The 19,897-nt window shown below is 63.7% G+C and carries 19 protein-coding genes; 10 read left to right on the top strand and 9 right to left on the bottom strand.

The window, feature by feature from the left end:
* Nucleotides 1-43: 43 nt before the first annotated feature.
* Nucleotides 44-631, bottom strand: a complete 588-nt coding sequence (locus EJA05_RS25370; RefSeq protein ID WP_125860646.1) for an LOG family protein — start codon at nucleotides 629-631, stop codon at nucleotides 44-46.
* A 344-nt stretch (nucleotides 632-975) separates the two neighbouring features.
* On the opposite strand from EJA05_RS25370, the gene azu reads away from it, so the two are divergent.
* Complete coding sequence (azu, locus tag EJA05_RS25365; protein WP_110992991.1) at nucleotides 976-1,425, top strand: azurin; 450 nt, start codon at nucleotides 976-978, stop codon at nucleotides 1,423-1,425.
* Between the two features lie 111 nt (nucleotides 1,426-1,536).
* Here the strand turns inward: azu and nadE are convergent, their stop codons facing one another.
* Both nadE and pncB read right to left on the bottom strand, forming a co-directional pair.
* Nucleotides 1,537-2,364, bottom strand: coding sequence for an ammonia-dependent NAD(+) synthetase (gene nadE, locus EJA05_RS25360; protein ID WP_125860644.1), 828 nt, complete (start codon nucleotides 2,362-2,364; stop codon nucleotides 1,537-1,539).
* A gap of 3 nt (nucleotides 2,365-2,367) precedes the next feature.
* Complete coding sequence (gene pncB / locus EJA05_RS25355) at nucleotides 2,368-3,573, bottom strand: nicotinate phosphoribosyltransferase (RefSeq protein WP_125860642.1); 1,206 nt, start codon at nucleotides 3,571-3,573, stop codon at nucleotides 2,368-2,370.
* Nucleotides 3,574-4,081: 508 nt separating this feature from the next.
* Here pncB and EJA05_RS25350 point away from each other — a divergent pair.
* From EJA05_RS25350 to EJA05_RS25325, 6 genes are all read left to right on the top strand, one after another.
* A complete protein-coding gene (locus tag EJA05_RS25350) occupies nucleotides 4,082-5,218 on the top strand; it encodes a branched-chain amino acid ABC transporter substrate-binding protein (RefSeq protein WP_110992988.1) in 1,137 nt (378 codons plus the stop codon).
* A gap of 154 nt (nucleotides 5,219-5,372) precedes the next feature.
* Nucleotides 5,373-6,287, top strand: coding sequence for an ABC transporter permease subunit (locus EJA05_RS25345; protein WP_110992987.1), 915 nt, complete (start codon nucleotides 5,373-5,375; stop codon nucleotides 6,285-6,287).
* Nucleotides 6,288-6,289: 2 nt separating this feature from the next.
* The gene (gene livM / locus EJA05_RS25340) at nucleotides 6,290-7,591 is read left to right on the top strand and encodes a high-affinity branched-chain amino acid ABC transporter permease LivM (protein WP_110992986.1); all 1,302 of its coding nucleotides are present in this window, start codon (nucleotides 6,290-6,292) and stop codon (nucleotides 7,589-7,591) included.
* Nucleotides 7,588-8,463, top strand: a complete 876-nt coding sequence (locus EJA05_RS25335; protein WP_125860640.1) for an ABC transporter ATP-binding protein — start codon at nucleotides 7,588-7,590, stop codon at nucleotides 8,461-8,463. Before livM ends, EJA05_RS25335 begins: the two co-directional genes overlap by 4 nt.
* Nucleotides 8,460-9,176 (top strand): ABC transporter ATP-binding protein, encoded by a 717-nt coding sequence (locus EJA05_RS25330; RefSeq protein ID WP_125465742.1) that lies wholly within the window; start codon nucleotides 8,460-8,462, stop codon nucleotides 9,174-9,176. Before EJA05_RS25335 ends, EJA05_RS25330 begins: the two co-directional genes overlap by 4 nt.
* Before the next feature lie 671 nt (nucleotides 9,177-9,847).
* On the top strand, nucleotides 9,848-10,615 hold the full coding sequence (locus tag EJA05_RS25325; RefSeq protein WP_125465741.1) for an SDR family oxidoreductase: 768 nt from the start codon (nucleotides 9,848-9,850) through the stop codon (nucleotides 10,613-10,615).
* Nucleotides 10,616-10,730: 115 nt separating this feature from the next.
* On the opposite strand, the gene EJA05_RS25320 is transcribed toward EJA05_RS25325, so the two are convergent.
* From EJA05_RS25320 to EJA05_RS25310, 3 genes are all read right to left on the bottom strand, one after another.
* Nucleotides 10,731-11,819: an AGE family epimerase/isomerase gene (locus EJA05_RS25320; RefSeq protein ID WP_125860638.1), complete on the bottom strand. Its 1,089-nt coding sequence runs from the start codon at nucleotides 11,817-11,819 to the stop codon at nucleotides 10,731-10,733.
* Between the two features lie 200 nt (nucleotides 11,820-12,019).
* Nucleotides 12,020-12,652, bottom strand: a complete 633-nt coding sequence (locus EJA05_RS25315) for a TetR family transcriptional regulator (protein ID WP_125465739.1) — start codon at nucleotides 12,650-12,652, stop codon at nucleotides 12,020-12,022.
* Nucleotides 12,653-12,774: 122 nt separating this feature from the next.
* Nucleotides 12,775-13,365: a phage infection protein gene (locus tag EJA05_RS25310; protein ID WP_125860636.1), complete on the bottom strand. Its 591-nt coding sequence runs from the start codon at nucleotides 13,363-13,365 to the stop codon at nucleotides 12,775-12,777.
* A gap of 340 nt (nucleotides 13,366-13,705) precedes the next feature.
* On the opposite strand from EJA05_RS25310, the gene EJA05_RS25305 reads away from it, so the two are divergent.
* The gene (locus EJA05_RS25305) at nucleotides 13,706-15,772 is read left to right on the top strand and encodes an AsmA family protein (RefSeq protein WP_125860634.1); all 2,067 of its coding nucleotides are present in this window, start codon (nucleotides 13,706-13,708) and stop codon (nucleotides 15,770-15,772) included.
* 152 nt (nucleotides 15,773-15,924) lie between these two features.
* On the opposite strand, the gene EJA05_RS25300 is transcribed toward EJA05_RS25305, so the two are convergent.
* Entirely contained in the window at nucleotides 15,925-16,452 is a 528-nt protein-coding gene (locus EJA05_RS25300; RefSeq protein ID WP_125465736.1) for a ferritin-like domain-containing protein, read from the bottom strand.
* A gap of 26 nt (nucleotides 16,453-16,478) precedes the next feature.
* Nucleotides 16,479-16,820, bottom strand: coding sequence for an osmotically-inducible lipoprotein OsmE (gene osmE, locus EJA05_RS25295; protein WP_125860633.1), 342 nt, complete (start codon nucleotides 16,818-16,820; stop codon nucleotides 16,479-16,481).
* Nucleotides 16,821-16,944: 124 nt separating this feature from the next.
* Between osmE and EJA05_RS25290 the strand changes: the two genes are divergently transcribed.
* The gene (locus EJA05_RS25290) at nucleotides 16,945-17,835 is read left to right on the top strand and encodes an esterase/lipase family protein (protein ID WP_125860631.1); all 891 of its coding nucleotides are present in this window, start codon (nucleotides 16,945-16,947) and stop codon (nucleotides 17,833-17,835) included.
* Between the two features lie 154 nt (nucleotides 17,836-17,989).
* On the opposite strand, the gene EJA05_RS25285 is transcribed toward EJA05_RS25290, so the two are convergent.
* A complete protein-coding gene (locus EJA05_RS25285; RefSeq protein ID WP_125860629.1) occupies nucleotides 17,990-18,868 on the bottom strand; it encodes a DMT family transporter in 879 nt (292 codons plus the stop codon).
* A gap of 205 nt (nucleotides 18,869-19,073) precedes the next feature.
* Between EJA05_RS25285 and EJA05_RS25280 the strand changes: the two genes are divergently transcribed.
* On the top strand, nucleotides 19,074-19,862 hold the full coding sequence (locus EJA05_RS25280) for an AraC family transcriptional regulator (RefSeq protein WP_125860627.1): 789 nt from the start codon (nucleotides 19,074-19,076) through the stop codon (nucleotides 19,860-19,862).
* Nucleotides 19,863-19,897 lie beyond the last annotated feature (35 nt).

Raw genomic sequence — 19,897 nt, 5'->3', positions numbered from 1 at the left:
GGGGCAAGCCCGCTCCCACGGGTGTTCAGGCCACCCGTCCGGCTCAATCCGGCTTCTTATCCACCCACTTCGGCGCCACTGGTGCGACGAAGCTGTCCATCGCCTCCAGCAACTCATCCGGCTGCTGCGCCAACTGCAACATCGCTCGGTGCTGCGGCCGAACGAAGCCTTCCTCGACGATATGGTCGAGGAACCCGCCCAGCTTCTCGTAGAACCCGTTCACATCCAGCAAGCCCAGCGGCTTGGCGTGATACCCCAACTGCCCCCAGGTCCACACCTCGAACAGCTCCTCCAGCGTCCCCAGCCCGCCCGGCAGGGCGATGAAGGCATCGCTGAGTTCGGCCATGCGCGCCTTGCGCGCGTGCATGCCGTCCACCACCTCCAGACGGGTCAGGCCCTTGTGGCCGATTTCGGCGTTCATCAGGCTTTCGGGGATGATCCCGACCACTTCACCACCCGCGGCCAGCGCGGCGTCGGCCACGGTGCCCATCAGGCCCACCGCGCCGCCGCCATAGACCAGCGTCAGGCCCCGGCGGGCGATGGCCTGGCCCAGGGCGATGGCGGCTTCACGGTAGGCGGGGTTGGCGCCGATACTGGCGCCGCAGAACACACAAACGGAACGTACAGGCATGGCTTGTCTCCCTTCACAGGGGGCACAGGGTAAGGCTCTAGCCTGACACTTCCAAGGCTATTCACTCTGGGCGGGAGAATTCGCAGGCCGCGCCGGTGGCGCCCTGGGCGTAGGCGGCGAGCAGGCTGTTCATGAAACTTGAGAGGGACATTTCAGTTACTCCTAAATGAAAGGTTGTCCCATCGTCTATCAAGAGGGCATGATGTGCTCTTTGATTGGTTGTATACAATCCATTGAACAATTCAACTGGCTGGCCACTTGACACCCCTTGACCCACATCAGGGCTGGGTTGCATGGTTTCAGGCAGTCTCGCAATTGATAAAACCCTGCCAAGGAGATTCATGATGTTTGCGAAAGCTGTAGCGGTATCCCTGCTGACCCTCGCCAGCGCCTCTGTCTTTGCAGCCGAATGCTCGGTCACTGTCGAGTCGACTGACCAGATGTCCTACACCAGCAAAGAATTCACCGTCGACAAGAGCTGCAAAGAGTTCACCGTGAAGCTGACCCACTCGGGCAGCCTGCCGAAGAACGTCATGGGCCACAACCTGGTGATCAGCAAGACTGCCGACATGCAGGCGATCGCCACCGAAGGCATGAGCCAGGGCATCGACAAGGGCTACTTGAAAGCAGATAACGCCAACATCATCGCCCACACCGCGATGATCGGCGCGCCAGAGAAAGAGACTGAAGTGAAGTTCGACACCTCGAAGCTTGAAGCCGGTGGCGACTACAGCTTCTTCTGCACCTTCCCGGGCCACATCTCGATGATGAAGGGCAAGGTCGTAGTTAAGTAACGACTAACTGAGCCACAAACGTGGGAGCGGGCTTGCCCCGCGATGGCGATGGTGAATCCACCATCGCCATCGCGGGGCAAGCCCGCTCCCACAGGTCGTTTTATGACCTGATCAAGGCGCGAACGGCAGTTCGCGCTTGTGCTGGGTCTTGCGGTAGGTGCCGACGATGATGTCGAACGCCGCCTGATCGACCGGCTGGCCATGCAGGAAGGCATCGATCTGCTGGTAGGTGACGCCGTGGGACGCCTCGTCCGGCTTGCCCGGTTCCAGGTCTTCCAGGTCGGCGGTCGGCACTTTCTCCACCAGCGATTCCGGCGCGCCAAAGCTGCGCGCAATCGCCCGCACCTGGTTCTTCACCAGCCCGCTCAGCGGCGCCAGGTCGCAGGCACCATCACCAAACTTGGTAAAGAAGCCCATCACCGCCTCGGCGGCGTGGTCGGTGCCGATCACCAGGCCCGCGCGGGCGCCGGCGATGGTGTATTGCGCCACCATGCGCATGCGCGCCTTGGTATTGCCGACGACGAAGTCCACCAGGCTCGGCGAGCCACCTTCCAGCGCTTTTACTTCAGTGGCCAGGGCGCGTACCGCCGGGGCGATGTCGACGGTGTGCACTTCATCGGCCTTGATCACGTCCAGGCAGGCCTGGGCGTCGTGCTCGTCGTGCTGCACCTGGTACGGCAGGCGCACGGCGATGAAGGTGTAGGCCTTGTCGCCGGTCTCGCTGCGCAACTCGTTGATGGCGCGCTGGGCGAGCAGGGCGGCGGTCAGCGAATCGACGCCGCCGCTGATGCCTAGCACCAGGGTCTTGAGCCGGGCGTTGGCCAGGCAGTCCTTGATGAACGCCACGCGCCGGGCCACTTCCTGCTCGAGCGCGGCGGTATCGGCGAAGGGGGGCTGCACCTTGAGCGCCTGGGCAATCTCCTGCTGAACGGCTTGCATGGGTTACTCCTTGCTGGGGATTTTGAATACGTGACGCAGGTAGGCGACGAAGTTCTGGTCGCGGCACTGGGTCTTGGCGGCTTCGTCGGAGATCTTCGCCACTGGCGAGCCGTTGCAGTCGGTCATTTTAAGCACGATGTTCATGGGCGCCACACCGGGGATGTCGCACGTCAGGTTGGTGCCGATGCCAAAGCTGACGTTGATCCGACCGCGCAGGGCACGGAAGATTTCCAGTGAACGGGTCAGGTTCAGGCCATCGGAGAACACCAGGGTCTTGGTCATCGGGTCGATGCCCAGCTTCTGGTAATGGGCGATGGCTTTCTCGGCCCAGGCCACCGGCTCGCCCGAATCGTGGCGCAGGCCGTCGAACAGCTTGGCGAAGTACAGGTCGAAATCCTTCAGGAAGGCATCCATGGTGATGCAGTCGGTCAGGGCGATGCCCAGCAGCCCGCGGTATTCACGTACCCAGCAGTCCAGCGCGGCGCTCTGGCTGTCGATCAGCCGTGGGCCGAGTTGCTGGTGGGCCATGAACCACTCGTGGGCCATGGTGCCCAGCGGCTTGATATCCAGTTTCCATGCCAGGTCGACGTTGCTGGTGCCGACGAAACGGGCTGGGAAATCATCGCGCAGCACCCGCACCACTTCTGCCTGCACCCGGCTGGAAAAGCGCCGGCGGGTGCCGAAGTCGGCCACCTGCAGTTCGGCCAGTTCGTCATCGCTGGCATGGGCGCGCAGCCAGTCGAACTTGCGGTGTAGCTGGTCACGCGCCTCGGCAAGTCGCATGTGCGGGTGCAGGTGGCGGTTGCGCACTTCGCTGATGATCGCCAGCAGGGGTATTTCGAAGAGGATCACGTGCAGCCACGGGCCACGCAGGCGCAGGCTCAGCTGGTCATTTTCGATGCCTAAGCGCACGTAGCGCAGGTTGAAGCGGAACAGCCGCAGGAAACGCAGGAAGTCGGGCTTGAGAAAGCTGATGCACTCGAGGAAGGCTAGCTGGCCATCATCCAGGGTGAGCTCGCTGAGCAGTTCCAACTGGTGGCGGATTTCGCCCAGGTAGGGGCGCAGGTCTTCGCCATTGCGGCAGCGAAACTCCCACTCGACGTCGGCGTCCGGGTAGTTGTGCAGCACGCCCTGCATCATCGTCAGCTTGTAGAAATCGGTGTCGAGCAGGTTGTGCACGATGCGCTCGGCGAATGCGCTCTCGCTCATCAGGGGGAAGCTCCAAAGCGGGCAATGGCGGCTATTGTGCCAGTCTTTGAGGTGTTGTTGCGCCTATGCCGGCCCCTTCGCGGGTAAACCCGCTCCCACAGGTCAGGTGCCATCCTGTGGGAGCGGGTTTACCCGCGAAAGGGCCGGCGCAGGCAAAGCAGGTCTTTTTCCGTGCACCGGCTAGCCTTCAAACGGTGCTGCCTGTAGCAGTCGCGCACCAGCGGTGTGCAGTTCGGTGACGTCGGCTGTTACAGGGCGGTTGCACGTTAACACTTGCAAGGGTTGCAATGATGGCACTCGATGGTTGCTCCTTGTCTAGGCGTTTGGGTGGCGCTCACCCTGCGGCAGACGGTTGCACGCTCAATAAAGAAAAGGCCGTCGGTCGCCTCTTATCCCCCTGCACAGTGAGTTTTCCCGGAATGCAAAACCAATGGCACGGCCCTTGCTCGGAGCACAGGGTTGATGAAGTTGTAGTGCCAACCAAAAAAAACTCTAGGAGCACCACCTCATGTCGCAGACGTTTTACAAGAAAGGTTTCCTGGCACTGGCAGTAGCCACAGCACTGGGTGTTTCTTCGTATGTTCAGGCCGACGTCAAGATCGGTGTTGCGGGCCCCATGACCGGTGCCAACGCAGCGTTTGGCGAGCAGTACATGAAAGGTGCCCAGGCGGCAGCCGACAAGATCAACGCCGCCGGCGGGGTGAACGGCGAAAAGATCGTCCTGGTCAAAGGTGACGACGCCTGTGAACCCAAGCAGGCCGTGGCCGTGGCCAACCGCCTGGTGGACCAGGACAAGGTGATCGGCGTGGTCGGCCACTTCTGCTCCTCCAACACCATCCCCGCCTCCGAGGTGTATGACGAGGCTGGCGTGATCGCCATCACCCCGGGCTCCACCAACCCGCAGGTTACCGAGCGCGGCCTGTCTGCAATGTTCCGCATGTGTGGCCGTGACGACCAGCAGGGCATCGTCGCCGGCGACTACATCGTCGACGTGCTCAAGGGCAAGAAAGTGGTCGTGCTGCACGACAAGGACACCTACGGCCAGGGCCTGGCCGACGCGACCAAGGCACAGCTGATCAAGCGCGGCGTCACGCCGGTACTGTACGAAGGCCTGACCCGCGGTGAGAAGGACTTCAGCGCCGTGGTCACCAAGATCCGCGCCGCCGGTGCCGACGTCGTCTACTTCGGTGGCCTGCACCCAGAGGCCGGCCCGCTGGTACGCCAGCTGCGCGAGCAGGGCCTGAAGGACGTCAAGTTCATGTCCGACGACGGCATCGTCACCGACGAACTGGTCACCACCGCTGGCGGTGCTCAATACGTCGATGGTGTGTACATGACCTTCGGCGCCGACCCGCGTCTGCTGCCCGACAGCAAGGCGGTGGTCGAGGAGTTCCGCAAGAATGGCACCGAGCCGGAAGGCTACACCCTGTATGCCTACGCTTCGCTGCAGGCCCTGGCCGCCGGGTTCAACGGCGCCAAGTCGAACAAGGGCGAAGACGCCGCCAAGTGGCTCAAGGCCAACCCGGTCAAGACCGTCATGGGCGAGAAGAAGTGGGACAGCAAGGGCGACCTGACCGTGTCCGACTACGTGGTCTACCAGTGGGATAAAGACGGCAAGTACCACCAGCTCGAAAAACAAAAATAACCAGGGTGGGGCCCGGGCCTGCAAGCCCGGGCCAACGCCCTCGCAGCAGCTGTCTTTATTCGTAGATCTGCACGGTTCTGCGCCGCAACGGCCACTTCATCCGTGGCCCGCCGTGGTCGGCGCTCGTGCAATCTCAATCAGGTGAGATTGCGTTATGGATGGTATTTTCCTGCAGCAACTGGTCAACGGCCTGACCCTCGGGTCGGTCTATGGCCTGATCGCCATCGGCTACACAATGGTCTATGGCATCATCGGCATGATCAACTTCGCGCACGGCGAGGTGTACATGATTTCCGCGTACCTCGCGGCGATCAGCCTGGCATTGCTGGCCTACTTCGGCATCGAGTCGTTCCCCTTGCTGATGCTCGGCACGCTGTTGTTCACCGTCGTCGTCACCGGCGTCTACGGCTTCACCATCGAGCGCATCGCCTACAAACCCCTGCGCAACTCCACCCGCCTGGCACCGCTGATCAGCGCCATCGGCATCTCGCTGATCCTGCAGAACTACGCACAGATCAGCCAGGGCGCCCGCCAGCAGGGCGTACCCACGCTGCTCGAAGGCGCCATGCGTATCGACGTTGGCAGTGGTTTCGTACAACTGACCTACACCAAGATCTTCATCCTGGTCGCCGCGTTCGTCGGCATGGGCCTGCTCACCTACGTGATCAAGTACACCAAGCTCGGCCGCATGTGCCGCGCCACGCAACAAGACCGCAAGATGGCCTCCATTCTGGGTATCAACACCGACCGGGTGATCTCCTACGTGTTCGTCATCGGCGCGGTGATGGCCGCACTGGCGGGCGTGTTGATCACCATGAACTACGGCACCTTCGACTTCTATGCCGGCTTCATCATCGGCATCAAGGCATTCACCGCCGCCGTGCTTGGCGGTATCGGCTCGCTCCCGGGCGCCATGCTTGGCGGGATCATCCTGGGGATTTCCGAGTCGCTGTTCTCCGGCCTGATCAACTCCGACTACAAGGACGTGTTCAGCTTCTCGCTGCTGGTGATGATCCTCATCTTCCGTCCCCAAGGCCTGCTGGGTCGCCCGCTCGTGGCTAAGGTGTGAACATGTCCGCTGCCAATACTGCCCCTGCTGTTGCAAACAAAGGTTTCGATCTCAAACGCAGCCTGCTGGAGACCATAGTCGCCGGCCTGCTGGCCCTCATCGTATTTGGCCCGGTCGTCGGCGTGGTACTCGACGGCTACACCTTCAACGCCCAGCCGACCCGCGTGGCCTGGCTGGTCGGCGGGGTGATGGTCGGGCGCTTCGTGCTCAGCCTGTTCCTGCAGACCGCCACCGGCCTGCGCATGCTCCAGGGCTTCGACAGTGGTGGTTCGGGCGTGCACGTGCTGGCGCCGGACTACAAGTCGCGCCTGCGCTACATCATTCCGGCGCTGATCGTGATTGCCATCGTGTTCCCCGTCTTCGCCAACAAGTACCTGCTGACCGTGGTCATCCTCGGCCTGATCTACGTGCTGCTGGGCCTGGGCCTGAACATCGTGGTCGGCCTGGCCGGCCTGCTCGACCTGGGTTACGTGGCGTTCTACGCCATTGGCGCCTACGGCCTGGCGCTCGGCTACCAGTATCTGGGCCTGGGCTTCTGGAGCGTGCTGCCGCTGGCGGCCATCGCCGCCGCGCTGGCGGGGTGCATCCTCGGCTTCCCGGTGTTGCGGATGCATGGCGACTACCTGGCGATCGTGACCCTGGGCTTTGGTGAAATCATTCGCCTGGTGCTGAACAACTGGTTGTCGTTCACCGGTGGCCCCAACGGCATGCCGGCGCCATCGCCGACCATCTTCGGCCTGGAGTTCGGTCGCAGGGCCAAGGACGGCGGGGTGCCGATCCATGAGTTCTTCGGCTTCGAATACAACGCCAACCTCAAGTTCGTGTTCATCTACGCGGTGTTGTTCCTGGTAGTGCTGGCCGTGCTGTACATCAAGCACCGCTTGACCCGCATGCCGGTCGGCCGTGCCTGGGAGGCGCTGCGCGAAGACGAGATCGCCTGCCGCTCGATGGGCCTGAACCACGTGCTGGTCAAGCTCTCCGCCTTCACCCTCGGTGCCTCTACCGCAGGCCTTGCCGGCGTGTTCTTCGCCACCTACCAGGGCTTCGTCAACCCGTCGTCGTTCACCTTCTTCGAGTCGGCGCTGATCCTCGCCATCGTCGTGCTCGGCGGCATGGGCTCGACCGTGGGCGTGGTGATTGCCGCATTCGTGCTGACCGTGGCCCCCGAGCTGCTGCGCAGCTTCTCCGAGTACCGCGTGCTGCTGTTCGGCGTATTGATGGTGCTGATGATGATCTGGCGACCACGGGGGCTGATCCGCATCAGCCGTACTGGTGTGGTCCCGCGTAAAGGAGTGGCGCCATGAGCGACGAAATCATTCTGTCGGTCGACAACCTGATGATGCAGTTCGGCGGGATCAAGGCGCTCAGCGATGTCAGCCTGAAAGTGAAGCGCAACCAGATCTTCGCCCTGATCGGCCCCAACGGCGCCGGCAAGACCACCGTGTTCAACTGCCTGACCGGCTTCTACAAGGCCAGCGGCGGGCGCATCGAACTGAACGTGCGCGGCAGCACAACCAACGTCATTCAGCTGCTGGGCGAGCGTTTCCGGCCCTCCGACTTCGTGTCCCCCGCGCGTTTCGCCAACCGCATGTACTACAAGATGTTCGGCGGTACCCACCTGGTAAACCGGGCGGGGCTGGCGCGTACTTTCCAGAACATCCGCCTGTTCAAGGAAATGTCGGTGGTGGAGAACCTGCTGGTGGCCCAGCACATGTGGGTCAACCGCAACCTGCTGGCCGGGGTGCTCAACACCAAGGGCTACCGCCAGGCCGAGAGCGAGGCGCTGGACCATGCCTTCTACTGGCTGGAGGTGGTCGACCTGGTCGACTGCGCCAACCGCCTGGCCGGTGAGCTTTCCTATGGCCAGCAACGCCGTCTGGAGATCGCCCGGGCCATGTGCACACGGCCCAAGATCATCTGCCTGGACGAACCGGCCGCCGGCCTCAACCCGCAGGAAACCGAGGCGCTCAGCCGCATGATCCGCGTGCTGCGCGACGAGCATGACATCACCGTGGTGCTGATCGAGCACGACATGGGCATGGTCATGAGCATTTCCGACCACATCGTCGTGCTCGACCACGGCAACGTGATTGCCGAAGGCGCGCCGCAGGATATCCGCCACAACCCGACGGTGATCGCCGCCTACCTGGGTGCTGATGAAGAGGAACTGGTATGACCGCACCCATTCTCGAACTGAAGGATCTCGAGGTGTTCTACGGGCCGATCCAGGCCCTGAAGAAAGTCTCGATGCACATCAACGAAGGCGAGACGGTAAGCCTGATCGGCGCCAACGGTGCGGGCAAGTCGACCTTGTTGATGTCGATCTTCGGCCAGCCCCGGGCGGCCTCCGGGCAGATCATCTACCGTGGCACCGACATCACCCGCAAGTCGTCGCACTACATCGCCTCCAACGGCATCGCCCAGTCCCCCGAAGGGCGCAGGGTGTTCCCCGACATGACCGTCGAGGAGAACCTGATGATGGGCACCATCCCCATCGGCGACAAACATGCCGATGAGGACATGCAGCGCATGTTTACGCTGTTCCCCAGGCTCAAGGAGCGGCGTAACCAGCGGGCGATGACCATGTCCGGCGGCGAGCAGCAGATGCTCGCCATCGCCCGGGCGCTGATGAGCCGGCCCAAGCTGCTGCTGCTTGACGAACCGTCGTTGGGGCTGGCGCCGATCGTGGTCAAGCAGATCTTCGCCACCCTGCGCGAACTGGCGCAGAGCGGGATGACCATCTTCCTCGTGGAGCAGAACGCCAACCATGCGCTGAAGCTCTCGGACCGTGCCTATGTGATGGTCAACGGGCAGATCCGCATGACCGGGACCGGGCAGGAGCTGTTGGTCAACGAGGAGGTGCGTAACGCCTATCTGGGCGGGCACTGATTGTTTCCGGGGCCGCTGCGCGGCCCCTTCGCCGGCAAGCCGGCTCCCACCCTGACCGCATGAACCTGCTTCTGTGGGAGCTGGCTTGCCAGCGATGCGGCTTCCCAGCAGCATGTGGACAACTTGTCGCATATCTTTCTCGAAGCACTCCACAACCCCCTCGCAAGCCCTTGTTTCCACAGGTACAAAACTTTCCACGGATTGTGTGGAGCCGCCTGTGGAAAACATGGTGGCACCTCGCTGTACCCCTTTGTTTTCAAGGTCTTCAAGAGGTTGTACGTTTTTTGATCATGTACGCTTTGTGGTTGATTCAACGAGTGTTTTTGCCAGCAGGAGGACCTGTCCACAAGGGCCGGATATCTGTGGATAACTCTGTGCAAAAACCTTGGACAGACTGCCGCAAGCGGCATGGTTGAAAGCGTTGCGCCATCACTGAAAGATTTCCACAGGACCTCGGCCGAACAAAAGGTTCCACGCAACCGACGAGTTGCCCCCAATCCGTGGGGAAAGGCTTGTGGATAAGGTGCGCATAGCTCTCTCAGGACCATCTAGCACGGGGCCTTCAAGGCTTTGGTCGTTTTTTGATCAGGCATCGAAACGGTTGTCGCCAGGGCGTGCGCCGGGCATGCTGCGAGGCCTGCAGCACCTAATCCACAGCCAAGGAGAAGAGCATGACATCCACCGTATTCATTACTGGCGCGACTTCCGGTTTTGGTGAGGCCACCGCCCGCCGTTTCGCCGAGGCCGGCTGGAAGCTGGTCCTCACCGGCCGTCGCCAGGAGCGCCTGGATGCCCTGCGCGCCGAGCTGTCGGCCAAGACCGAAGTGCACACCCTGGTGGTCGATGTGCGTGACCGCAAAGCCATGGAGGCGGCCATCGCCAGCCTGCCGCCGGCCTTCGACAAACTGCAGGGCCTGGTCAACAACGCCGGCCTGGCGCTGGGTGTCGATGCCGCGCAGAACTGCAGCCTGGACGACTGGGAAACCATGGTCGACACCAACATCAAGGGCCTGATGTACACCACCCGCCTGCTGCTGCCACGCCTGATCGCCCACGGCCGTGGTGCGTCGATCCTCAACGTCGGCTCGGTGGCGGGCAACTACCCGTACCCAGGCGCCAACGTGTACGGCGGCACCAAGGCGTTCGTCGGCCAGTTCTCGCTGAGCCTGCGTTGCGACTTGCGCGGTACCGGGGTGCGGGTGAGCAACATCGAGCCAGGACTGTGCGAGAGCGAGTTCTCGCTGGTGCGCTTCGGCGGCGACCAGGCCAAGTACGACGCCACCTATGCAGGCGCCGAGCCGATCCAGCCGCAGGACATTGCCGAGACCATCTTCTGGATCCTCAATCAACCGGCGCACATCAACATCAACAGCCTCGAGCTGATGCCGGTGAGCCAGGACTGGGCAGGGTTCTCGATCGACCGCTCGGCCAAGGCCTGAATCAACTGACAAGGCCCGCTTTGCGGGCCATTCGCGAGGCAAGCTCGCTCCCACAGATGATGCGCAAAACCTGTGGGAGCGGCGGTGCGCCGCTGCGACTTGCCCCGCGATTGCGTCAGTCCAGGCGCTGCAAACCTTCCAGGCAGGTCGCCAAGTGATAGGGCGTGGTCGAAGGCATGTCATGCCGGCTGACCGCGCCATTGCCATCCCGGCACTCATGCCAGCCGCCGTCATGCAGGAACTGCCCCTGAAGGGCCTGCAGCTGCCCAAGCAATTTTTCATCGCTGGCCGAGCGCAGCACCAGCGCCCGCAGGTACTCCGCCTGGGCCCAGATCCGCTGGGTGGCGTCGAGCACCTTGCCGTCCACATCCAGCATCGCCAGCACCGCCGAATCCTTCACCCCGCACTGTTCGGCGTAGCCGAACGCACGGCTGATGGAGGCATGCAGCGGCGTGCCGCGCAGCAGCGGCGAGCTGTCGAGCAGGTAGAACCATTCGAACTGATGGCCAGGCTCGAACCAGTTATCCACAGCCCCGCGCGGTTTCTCCAGCATCAGGCCGTGTTGCGGTTCGACGAATTGCGCCTGCAGTGCTTCGCACAGCTGCAGCAGCGACTGGCGTACGTCGTCGTCCTCGCGCACGGCCAGCACCTGCAGGAAAGCTTCGGCCAGGTGCATCTGTGGGTTCTGCAACGGGCCGCTGCCCAGGTCCGACCAGTCTTCACCCAGGCTGGCCTCGTACAGGCCATCGTCACGGGCGAACTGCTCGGCAACCACTTCCAGGGCGCCATTGAGCGTGGCTTCCACCAGACCTTCACCGACCTTGCCCCAGTAATGGGCGCAGGCGAAGACGATGAAGGCGTGGGTATAGAGATCCTTGCGCCGGTCCAGCGGCTTGCCTTCGGCGTCGATGCTGTAGAACCAGCCGCCGTGCTCGGCATCATGGAAGTGCTTTTGCAGCGAGCGGAACAGTGCCGCCGCGCGTTCGGCAGCGCCCGGTTGTTCGATGCGGCTGCTGAACAGGTACAGCTGGCGCGCGCAGGCCATGGCGCGGTAGCGCTGTACCGGCAGCGGGCGGTGTTGGGCGTCCAGGGCTTCATAGGGCAGCGCCATCTCGGCGTTCCAGCCCGGGCCTTGCCACAGCGGCACGATGCGTTCGGCGAAGTGCTGTTGAAAACGGGTCAAAGCAAGGCGGGGGTCGGACATGCTGGCGCTCATGGACGGTCGGGCAGGGCGCCATGGTAGCAGAACTGGGGGTATGGGTTGCCTGTGCTGGCCCCATCGCTGGCAAGCCAGCTCCCACAAGTATCGAGGCTGACGCCTGCTCTGTGGGAGCAACTGTCTTTGTAGGAGTGATTCCCTGTGGGAGCCGGCTTGCCGGCGATGGGGCCGGTACAGGCAAGGGATCAGCCTGGGTTCCCCAACCCCTGCCAATGCCGCGCACCCACGAAGATGAAGCGCAGCTGCTGGGTGATCTTCTCTTGCGCCGTCATCACCTGCGGGTTGCCCGGCTCCGGGCTGTCGATCAGCTCCGGCAGGGTGGCGAACACGGTCTTGACCACCAGGTCGGCCATCACCGCCAGGGCCGCGCCGTCCAGGTGCTGCCAGCGCGGCATGCGCGCAAGGTCGGTGGCCAGGTCGCTGCTGATGTCCTGGCGCAGGCGGGCGATGGCCTGGCGTACGGCTTGCGAACCGCCGTACTGTTCGCGGGCCAGGAACAGGAACTGAGCACGGTGGGCGTTGACTACATCGAGGAAGATGCGCACCGAGGCGTCGGTGATGCCGCCCAGCTCGAATTCGTTGTGCCGCACCAGGCGAATGGTCTGGCGGAAGGTGGTGTCGATTTCGGCGACCAGGGCCAGGCCCAGGGTGTCCATGTCGGGGAAGTGGCGATAGAAGCCAGTGGGCACGATGCCGGCAGCCTTGGCCACTTCGCGCAGGCTGATGCTGCCAAAGCCACGGCCGCTCTCCATGAGCTGGCAGGCGGCGTCCAGCAGGGCCTGGCGGGTCTGTAGCTTCTGTTCGGCACGCGGCAGCATGGGACGGGATTCTGTGGCTGTGAGGCCGGCCATTCTGGATAAAAAAACAAAGCCCGGTCAATGGACCGGGCTAGGTGGGGAGCAGATACAGCGGGGCGGTTTGTTGTTTTCGGCCATGGCGATCAGCTCACACGGCTGAGTTCGACGAGGCGATCCGAGCCACCTTCGGCAACGCGGTTGTTGCGTTCGATCAGACGATCCGAGCCACCTTCGGCGACGCGGTTATTGCGTTCGATCAGACGGTCCGAGCCACCTTCGGCGACGCGGTTGTTGCGTTCGATCAGACGGTCCGAGCCACCTTCGGCGACGCGGTTGTTGCGTTCGATCAGACGGTCCGAGCCACCTTCGGCGACGCGGTTATTACGTTCGATCAAGCGATCCGAGCCACCTTCGGCGACGCGGTTGTTGCGTTCGAGCAGACGATCCGAGCCACCTTCGGCGACGCGGTTATTACGTTCGATCAAGCGATCCGAGCCACCTTCGGCGACGCGGTTATTACGTTCGATCAGACGATCCGAGCCACCTTCGGCAACGCGACCGGCACGTTCCTGCAGGCGTTCGGCGCCACCTTCAGCCAGGGTGTTCAGCGGCTGGGCAACAGTGGCTGCGCTGGAGCGCGATTCGGCGCTCAAGTGCTGGTCTTCAGCAGGCAGGGCGAAAGCGTTGGCGGCAAGTACGGACAGGGTCAGGCTCAGCAGCAGATGGCGTTTCATGATTCGGTGCTCCTCTCGGGGGGCTGAAAAGTGGCTACGGAGGCAATGCTACGCCGCGTAACGCCAGAGAGAAGTTCATCAGGGTAATGGTAACAATCGACGCTATTGATACTCAGGCGCGACGGCTCTGAATCAATGGTTTCGACGATTATGCCGGCATTGTACGCTGCCGATTTCGCAGTAACACCAAGGCCCGCGGCAGACCAATAGCGCAGAAAAGCGCCAGGAAAACTTCGCTATCATGGCAACCCGGACTAAACCCTGCGGGTTTTCATCAGTCCGACATTTTAAGTGCCATCGTTATGCCCGCCTCGTGCCCGGCAGTCAGGAGAACCCCGCAATGACGCGCCCCGCCAGAATCCTTGTCTGGACCTTCGTCACCCTGGCCACGCTGCTGGCGATCCTGGTGGTGGTGATCGCCACCTTCGACTGGAACCGCGTCAAGCCACTGCTCAACGAGAAGGTGTCCGAGGCGCTGCATCGGCCCTTCGCGATCAACGGCAACCTCGCCGTGCACTGGCGCACCGCACCGGAAGAAGGCGGCTGGCGCGCCTTCGTGCCCTGGCCGCATTTCACCGCCGAAGACCTCTCGCTGGGCAACCCGGACTGGCTCAAGGAGCCGCGCATGGTCGGCCTCGAGCGGGTCGAGTTCCGCCTGGCGCCACTGCCGTTGATCGTCCAGCGCATCAGCATCCCACGCATCGATCTGGTCAAGCCCAGCGCCAGCCTCACCCGGCTGGCCGACGGCCGCGCCAACTGGACCTTCGACTTCGGGCCCAAGGATGACAACCAACCACCGTCGAAATGGGTGTTGGATATCGGCGCCATCGGCTTCGACCAGGGCAACGTGAGCTTCGACGACCAGACCCTCAAGACCAGCCTGAAGGTGCAGGTCGACCCGCTGGGCAAACCGATCCCGTTCAGCGACATCGTCGGCAAGGCCCGCGCCGAGAAAGCCGGCAACGCCCAGGCCTACGCCTTCGGCCTCAAGGCCCAGGGCCGCTACAAAGGCCAGGCCGTGACGGCCACCGGCAAGATCGGTGGCCTGTTGGCGCTGCAGGATGCCAGCCAACCGTTCCCGCTGCAGGCCGACGCCCGCATCGGCGACACCCAGGTGGCGCTGGCCGGTACCCTGACCGATCCGCGCAACCTGGGCGCCCTCGACCTGCGCCTGAAACTGTCCGGCAGCAGCCTGGGCAACCTCTACCCGCTCACCGGCGTGACCTTGCCGGACACCCCGGCTTATGAAACCGACGGCCACCTCAACGCCAATTTGCATGCAGCAGGCGGTGCGCAGTTCCGCTACGAGGGCTTCAACGGCAAGATCGGCGCCAGCGATATCCATGGCGACCTGGCGTTCGTCGCCAGCCAGCCGCGGCCGAAACTGTCCGGCAACCTGGTGTCGAACCAGCTGCTGTTCAAGGACCTTGCACCGTTGATCGGCGCCGACTCCAACAGCCAGCAGAAGGCCCGTGGCGGCGCCAGCAAGCAGCCGGCGGGCAAGGTGCTGCCGGTGGAAGAATTCCGCACCGAGCGCTGGCGGGCCATGGATGCCGACGTCTCGTTCGCCGGCAAGCGCATCGTCCACAGCGAGCAGCTGCCGTTCAACGACCTGGCCGCCCATGTGATCCTCGACGATGGCCTGTTGCGCCTGGAGCCGCTGCGCTTCGGCGTGGCCGGCGGCAACCTCGACTCCAACATCAGCCTGGACGGGCGCAGCACGCCGTTGCAAGGGCGTGCCAAGCTCACCGCCCGGGGCTTCAAGCTCAAGCAGCTGTTCCCCAGCTTCGCGCCGATGCAGACCAGCTTTGGTGAACTCAATGGCGATGCCGACCTGCGCGGCAGCGGCAATTCGGTGGCGGCGTTGCTCGGCACCTCCAACGGTGACCTGCGCCTGCTGATCAACGATGGCGCGATCAGCCGCAGCCTGATGGAGATCGCCGGGCTCAATGTCGGCAACTATGTGATCGGCAAGCTGTTCGGCGACGAGGACGTGAAGATCAATTGCGCGGCGGCCGATGTGGGTATCAAGGATGGCCTGGCCACTACCCGCCTGTTCGTCTTCGATACCGAGAACGCGATCATCTACATCAACGGCACGGCCAACTTCGCCAGCGAGCAGCTGGACCTGAAGATCACCCCGGAATCCAAGGGCGTGCGGCTGTTCTCGCTGCGCTCGCCGTTGTATGTGCGTGGGCCGTTCGCCAAGCCCAATGCCGGCGTGCAGGCGGTGCCGCTGGCGCTGCGTGGCGCGGGGATGCTGGCACTGGGTGTGGTCGTGGGGCCGGCGGCGGGGCTATTGGCGCTGATCGCGCCGAGCAGTGGCGATGCGCCGAACCAGTGCACGCCGCTGTTGCAGCAGATGAAAGCCGGCAAGGCGCCGGCTGCGGTGAACAAAGGGCGTTGAAGTGCGTGGGAGCGGGATGAGAATTCAAGACCTGCACTCTACCTGTGGGAGCGGCGGTTCGCCGCTGCGATTTACCCGCGAAGGTGACACCTCGGTGCCTGGCACGGGCTATGCCCGTGTTCGCGGGTGAACCCGCTCCCACAGTCTGGTGTTTACAGCCCCTGCAACAGATCCGACATATCGTCCGCGTGCTCTTCTTCCTGGGCCAGGATGTCCTCGAAGATCCGCCGTGTGGTCGGGTCGCTGTCGCCGATGAACTGGATGATCTCGCGATAGCTGTCGATGGCGATGCGCTCGGCCACCAGATCTTCCAGCACCATCTCCTTCAGGTTCTTGCCCTCCACGTACTGGGCATGCGAATGCTTGCTCAGGTTGTCCGGGTTGAAGTCCGGCTCGCCGCCCAGTTGCACGATGCGCTCGGCCAGCTTGTCGGCGTGCTCGGCTTCCTGGGTGGCATGCTCGAGGAATTCCGCCGCAGCGACACTGGCCTTGATGCCGCTGGCCATGAAGTAGTGGCGCTTGTAACGCAGCACGCACACCAGCTCCGTGGCCAGCGACTCGTTGAGCAGGCGCAGGATCTTCTCGCGGTCGGCCTGGTAACCCTCGGTCACCGCGCCGTTTTCAGCGTGCTTGCGCGCACGTTCGCGCAGGGTCTTCACATCGGTCAGTTCAACGCTCATGTTCATCTCCGAAAAAATCAGGGTGGTCATGCGCCGTGGGCGGCGTCGCTGTCTTGCTGGCGTTGCTTGCACGTCTTGAAGCCCTTGGCGTCAACATGCCCGGTGGCGTCAAAACGCACGTAGTAGGCCTGCTGGTGGCCGTCGCGGTTGAGGATGTAGTCGTTGCAGGTGCCGCCATGGGGCAGGTCGATGACATTCGACGGGCTGCCGCCGATGGTGATGACCTTCTGCATGGTCATGCCGTTTTCCACCTGCTTGACCAGCGGCTGGTCGCGGTAGGTCACGTAGTCCACCGGGTTTTCCGGGCGGCTGCTGCAGGCGGCGAGGGTGGCGCTTGCCAGAAGAATGGCCAGGGTCTGCTTGTACATGGTCCCGCTCCTTGCTCGAGGGTCTGTTCTGCTTGGAACCGCGCGGCGCGCCAGGAGTTCGATTGCGCAGGGCTCAAACGGCGCTGTAGTGTGGGCCGGTCGTCCATGGAAAGGAGCTGGGGCAATGACGCAGGCGTTGGCTACACGCTATCCACTGGTGCTGGTGCCGGGCATGCTCGGGTTTGTGCGGTTGCTGCTCTATCCCTACTGGTTCGGCATCGTCCCGGCCTTGCGCCGGGGTGGCGCGCAGGTGTTCCCGGTGCAGGTCTCGCCCTTGCATGGCAGCGAGGTGCGCGGCGAACAGTTGCTGGCCATCATCGAAGACATCTGCCAGCGCACGGGGGCCGAAAAGGTCAACCTGATCGGCCATAGCCAGGGCGCGCTGAGTGCCCGCTATGCGGCGGCGAAGCGCCCTGACCGGGTAGCCTCGGTGACCTCGGTGGCCGGGCCCAACCATGGTTCGGAGCTGGCCGACCACCTGGAACGCACGGCACCGGGCGACTCAGCCCAGGGGCGTATCCTCAGGGCTGTGCTGCATGGCCTGGCAGTGTTGCTGGTGTGGCTGGAGACCGGCTGGCGCCGCGACCCGCTGCCGATCGACGTGCATGCCTCGCATCAGTCGTTGACCTGCGCCGGGGTGGCGCTGTTCAACCAGGCTTATCCGCAGGGGCTGCCCGAGGTCTGGGGTGGGGAAGGGCCGGCTGAGGTGAACGGGGTGCGTTACTACTCCTGGTCCGGCACCCTGCAGCCTGGGCTCACCGACCAGGGTCGCAACCGTTTTGATGGCAGCAACCGCTTCTGCCGCCTGTTCGCCCGCAGCTTCGTCAGGGAGAAAGGCCAGTGCGATGGCATGGTCGGGCGCTTCAGTTCGCACCTGGGGCAGGTGATCGGTGACGACTATCCGCTCGACCACCTCGACATCGTCAACCAGTCGCTCGGCGCGGTGGGCAAGGGCGCCGAGCCGGTGCGGCTGTTTACCGAGCATGCCGCCCGGCTCAAGGCGGCGGGGTTGTGATCCAGCGGCCAGCGCGTACCCTGTGGGAGCGGCTTTAGCCGCGAAACAGACGACGCGGTGCATGGCACCGGCTGCGCCGGTGTTCGCGGTGGTCCGGCACTCCGGTAAACCCGCTCCCACAGGTCCTCACTCAGTCACCGAGTCATGTGCAGTTCTATGAGGTCCGACGCACTGGCGTAGTCCAGCGCTCAGCCAGCAGCACTCCAACCAGGGTCAGCAACCCGCCAACCAGGTGATAACTGGCCAACTGCTCATCCAGTACCACCGCCGCAATCACCGCCGTCACCACCGGCAGCAAGTTGAAGAACAGCGTGGTGCGGCTTGGCCCCAGCCGGTGCACCGCCTGCATCCACACCCGTGGCGCGACCATCGAGGCCAGCACGCAGGCATACACCACCAGGCCAATGTTATGGCCGTTCAGCCCGGTCTTGGGCGACAGCAGGAACAGCGGCAGCAGCACCAGGATCGCCACCAGGATTTGCAGGTACAGCAGCTGCATCGGCGGCAGGCGCAGTTGCCATTTCTTCAGCAGGAAGCTGTACAGCGCATAGGCGAAGGTGGCCACCAGCATCATCAGGTCACCGCTGTTCAGGCCCTGGTGCAGCAGCGCCGAGGGTTGGCCGGCCGAGACCACCTCGAGCACGCCGAAGAACGACACCAGCGCGCCGAGCAAGGCGCCGTAGCTCAGGCGCTGGCCCAGCCAGGCGATGGACAGGGCCAGCGACATCAGCGGCATCAGCGACAGGATGATGCCCATGTTGGTGGCGCTGGTGATGCCAGCGGCGAAGTAGGCCAGGCTCTGGTAGATGGCCATGCCCAGCACGCCCAGCACGAAGACCTTGCCCAGGTGCGGGCGGATCGCCGCGCGGTTGCGCCATACCTGGGGCAGCAGGAAGGGGGTGAACAGCAGGCCGGCCAGCAGCCAGCGGTAGAAGCCGATCTCGGCCGGGAAGATGGCCCCGGCGGACAGCTTGGTGACCACGGTGTTGCCGGCCCAGATGAGGATGGCGGTGAGGGGGAAGAGGTAATTCATGCAACGGGTACTCACAGTGACAGACTGGGGCCGCTGTGCGGCCCTTCGCGGGTAAACCCGCTCCCACAGAAGTTTGCGCAGATCCTGTGGGAGCGGGTTTACCCGCGAAGGGCTGCGCAGCAGCCCCTGATGGCTCGGTATTATCCGTTGTCTGTCACAAGGCCTATACTCCCATCCAGACAACCCGCCCCGCGAAGCAGCCAACATGCCCCGCCAGTACCTCGACATCCCGCAATTCGACCAGCTCCCTGCCCCGGTCTACTTCCGCTACGACGAATTCGGCGCCGGCAGCCAGAGCGCGCCCCATCGCCACCCCTGGGGCCAGCTCAACTACGCCTCCCATGGCGTCATGCACCTGGATGTCGAAGGCCAGCGCTTCATCTCGCCTCCCCACTACGCCGTGTGGGTGCCGCCGGGCACCGAGCACGGCTGCTACAACCCCCAGGCCATCGTCTACCGCTCGGTGTACCTGGACCGCAGCCTGTGCGCCGAGCTGCCAGCCCAGCCCTGCAGCCTGGTGGTCAGCGACATCCTCAAGGCGATCCTCGGCGACTTCGCCCGGCGCGACCTCAAGGTGGCCCAGGACGCCTGCGACCAGCGCCTGGTCCAGGTGCTGCTCGACCAATTGCACCAGGCGCCGAGGCAAACCTGCTACCTGCCGTTCGCCCGCAGCGACAGCCTGGGCCAGGTGCTCGCCGGGCTGCAGGCCGAGCCCGGCGACAACCGCCCACTGGCCGAGTGGGCCGCGCAGGTGCACGTCAGTGAGCGCACCCTGGCCCGGCACTTCCTGCGCGAGCTGGGCATGAGCTTTGGTGAGTGGCGCCTGCGCCTGCGCTTTCTGCGGGCCATCGAGGCGCTGGAAGCCGGCCTGCCGATCCAGGCCATCGCCTTCGACCTCGGCTACAGCAGCGGCTCGGCGTTCATCGCCATGTTCCAGCGCCAGGCCGGCTGCACGCCGGAGCAGTACCGGCGGCAGGCCCGGGCAGAGATGTAAGATTTCTTGTCTACACTCAGCTCGACACGCGCGCA

The organism is Pseudomonas oryziphila (assembly GCF_003940825.1).
Classification (GTDB): Bacteria; Pseudomonadota; Gammaproteobacteria; order Pseudomonadales; family Pseudomonadaceae; genus Aquipseudomonas; species Aquipseudomonas sichuanensis.
The sequence above is the reverse complement of the archived record's forward strand: the minus strand, read 5'-3'. Positions and strand labels throughout refer to the sequence as shown.

Excerpts from the sequence above, each read along its gene's own strand:
- EJA05_RS25280 (WP_125860627.1), top strand. The coding sequence starts at position 19,074 with ATGCCCCGCCAGTACCTCGACATCCCGCAATTCGACCAGCTCCCTGCC.
- EJA05_RS25330 (WP_125465742.1), top strand. The coding sequence starts at position 8,460 with ATGACCGCACCCATTCTCGAACTGAAGGATCTCGAGGTGTTCTACGGG.
- EJA05_RS25290 (WP_125860631.1), top strand. The coding sequence starts at position 16,945 with ATGACGCAGGCGTTGGCTACACGCTATCCACTGGTGCTGGTGCCGGGC.
- nadE (WP_125860644.1), bottom strand. The coding sequence starts at position 2,364 with ATGCAAGCCGTTCAGCAGGAGATTGCCCAGGCGCTCAAGGTGCAGCCC.
- EJA05_RS25300 (WP_125465736.1), bottom strand. The coding sequence starts at position 16,452 with ATGAGCGTTGAACTGACCGATGTGAAGACCCTGCGCGAACGTGCGCGC.
- EJA05_RS25345 (WP_110992987.1), top strand. The coding sequence starts at position 5,373 with ATGGATGGTATTTTCCTGCAGCAACTGGTCAACGGCCTGACCCTCGGG.
- EJA05_RS25320 (WP_125860638.1), bottom strand. The coding sequence starts at position 11,819 with ATGTCCGACCCCCGCCTTGCTTTGACCCGTTTTCAACAGCACTTCGCC.
- osmE (WP_125860633.1), bottom strand. The coding sequence starts at position 16,820 with ATGTACAAGCAGACCCTGGCCATTCTTCTGGCAAGCGCCACCCTCGCC.
- EJA05_RS25305 (WP_125860634.1), top strand. The coding sequence starts at position 13,706 with ATGACGCGCCCCGCCAGAATCCTTGTCTGGACCTTCGTCACCCTGGCC.
- EJA05_RS25315 (WP_125465739.1), bottom strand. The coding sequence starts at position 12,652 with ATGCTGCCGCGTGCCGAACAGAAGCTACAGACCCGCCAGGCCCTGCTG.
- EJA05_RS25335 (WP_125860640.1), top strand. The coding sequence starts at position 7,588 with ATGAGCGACGAAATCATTCTGTCGGTCGACAACCTGATGATGCAGTTC.
- EJA05_RS25350 (WP_110992988.1), top strand. The coding sequence starts at position 4,082 with ATGTCGCAGACGTTTTACAAGAAAGGTTTCCTGGCACTGGCAGTAGCC.
- EJA05_RS25325 (WP_125465741.1), top strand. The coding sequence starts at position 9,848 with ATGACATCCACCGTATTCATTACTGGCGCGACTTCCGGTTTTGGTGAG.
- pncB (WP_125860642.1), bottom strand. The coding sequence starts at position 3,573 with ATGAGCGAGAGCGCATTCGCCGAGCGCATCGTGCACAACCTGCTCGAC.
- livM (WP_110992986.1), top strand. The coding sequence starts at position 6,290 with ATGTCCGCTGCCAATACTGCCCCTGCTGTTGCAAACAAAGGTTTCGAT.
- EJA05_RS25310 (WP_125860636.1), bottom strand. The coding sequence starts at position 13,365 with ATGAAACGCCATCTGCTGCTGAGCCTGACCCTGTCCGTACTTGCCGCC.
- EJA05_RS25285 (WP_125860629.1), bottom strand. The coding sequence starts at position 18,868 with ATGAATTACCTCTTCCCCCTCACCGCCATCCTCATCTGGGCCGGCAAC.
- azu (WP_110992991.1), top strand. The coding sequence starts at position 976 with ATGTTTGCGAAAGCTGTAGCGGTATCCCTGCTGACCCTCGCCAGCGCC.
- EJA05_RS25370 (WP_125860646.1), bottom strand. The coding sequence starts at position 631 with ATGCCTGTACGTTCCGTTTGTGTGTTCTGCGGCGCCAGTATCGGCGCC.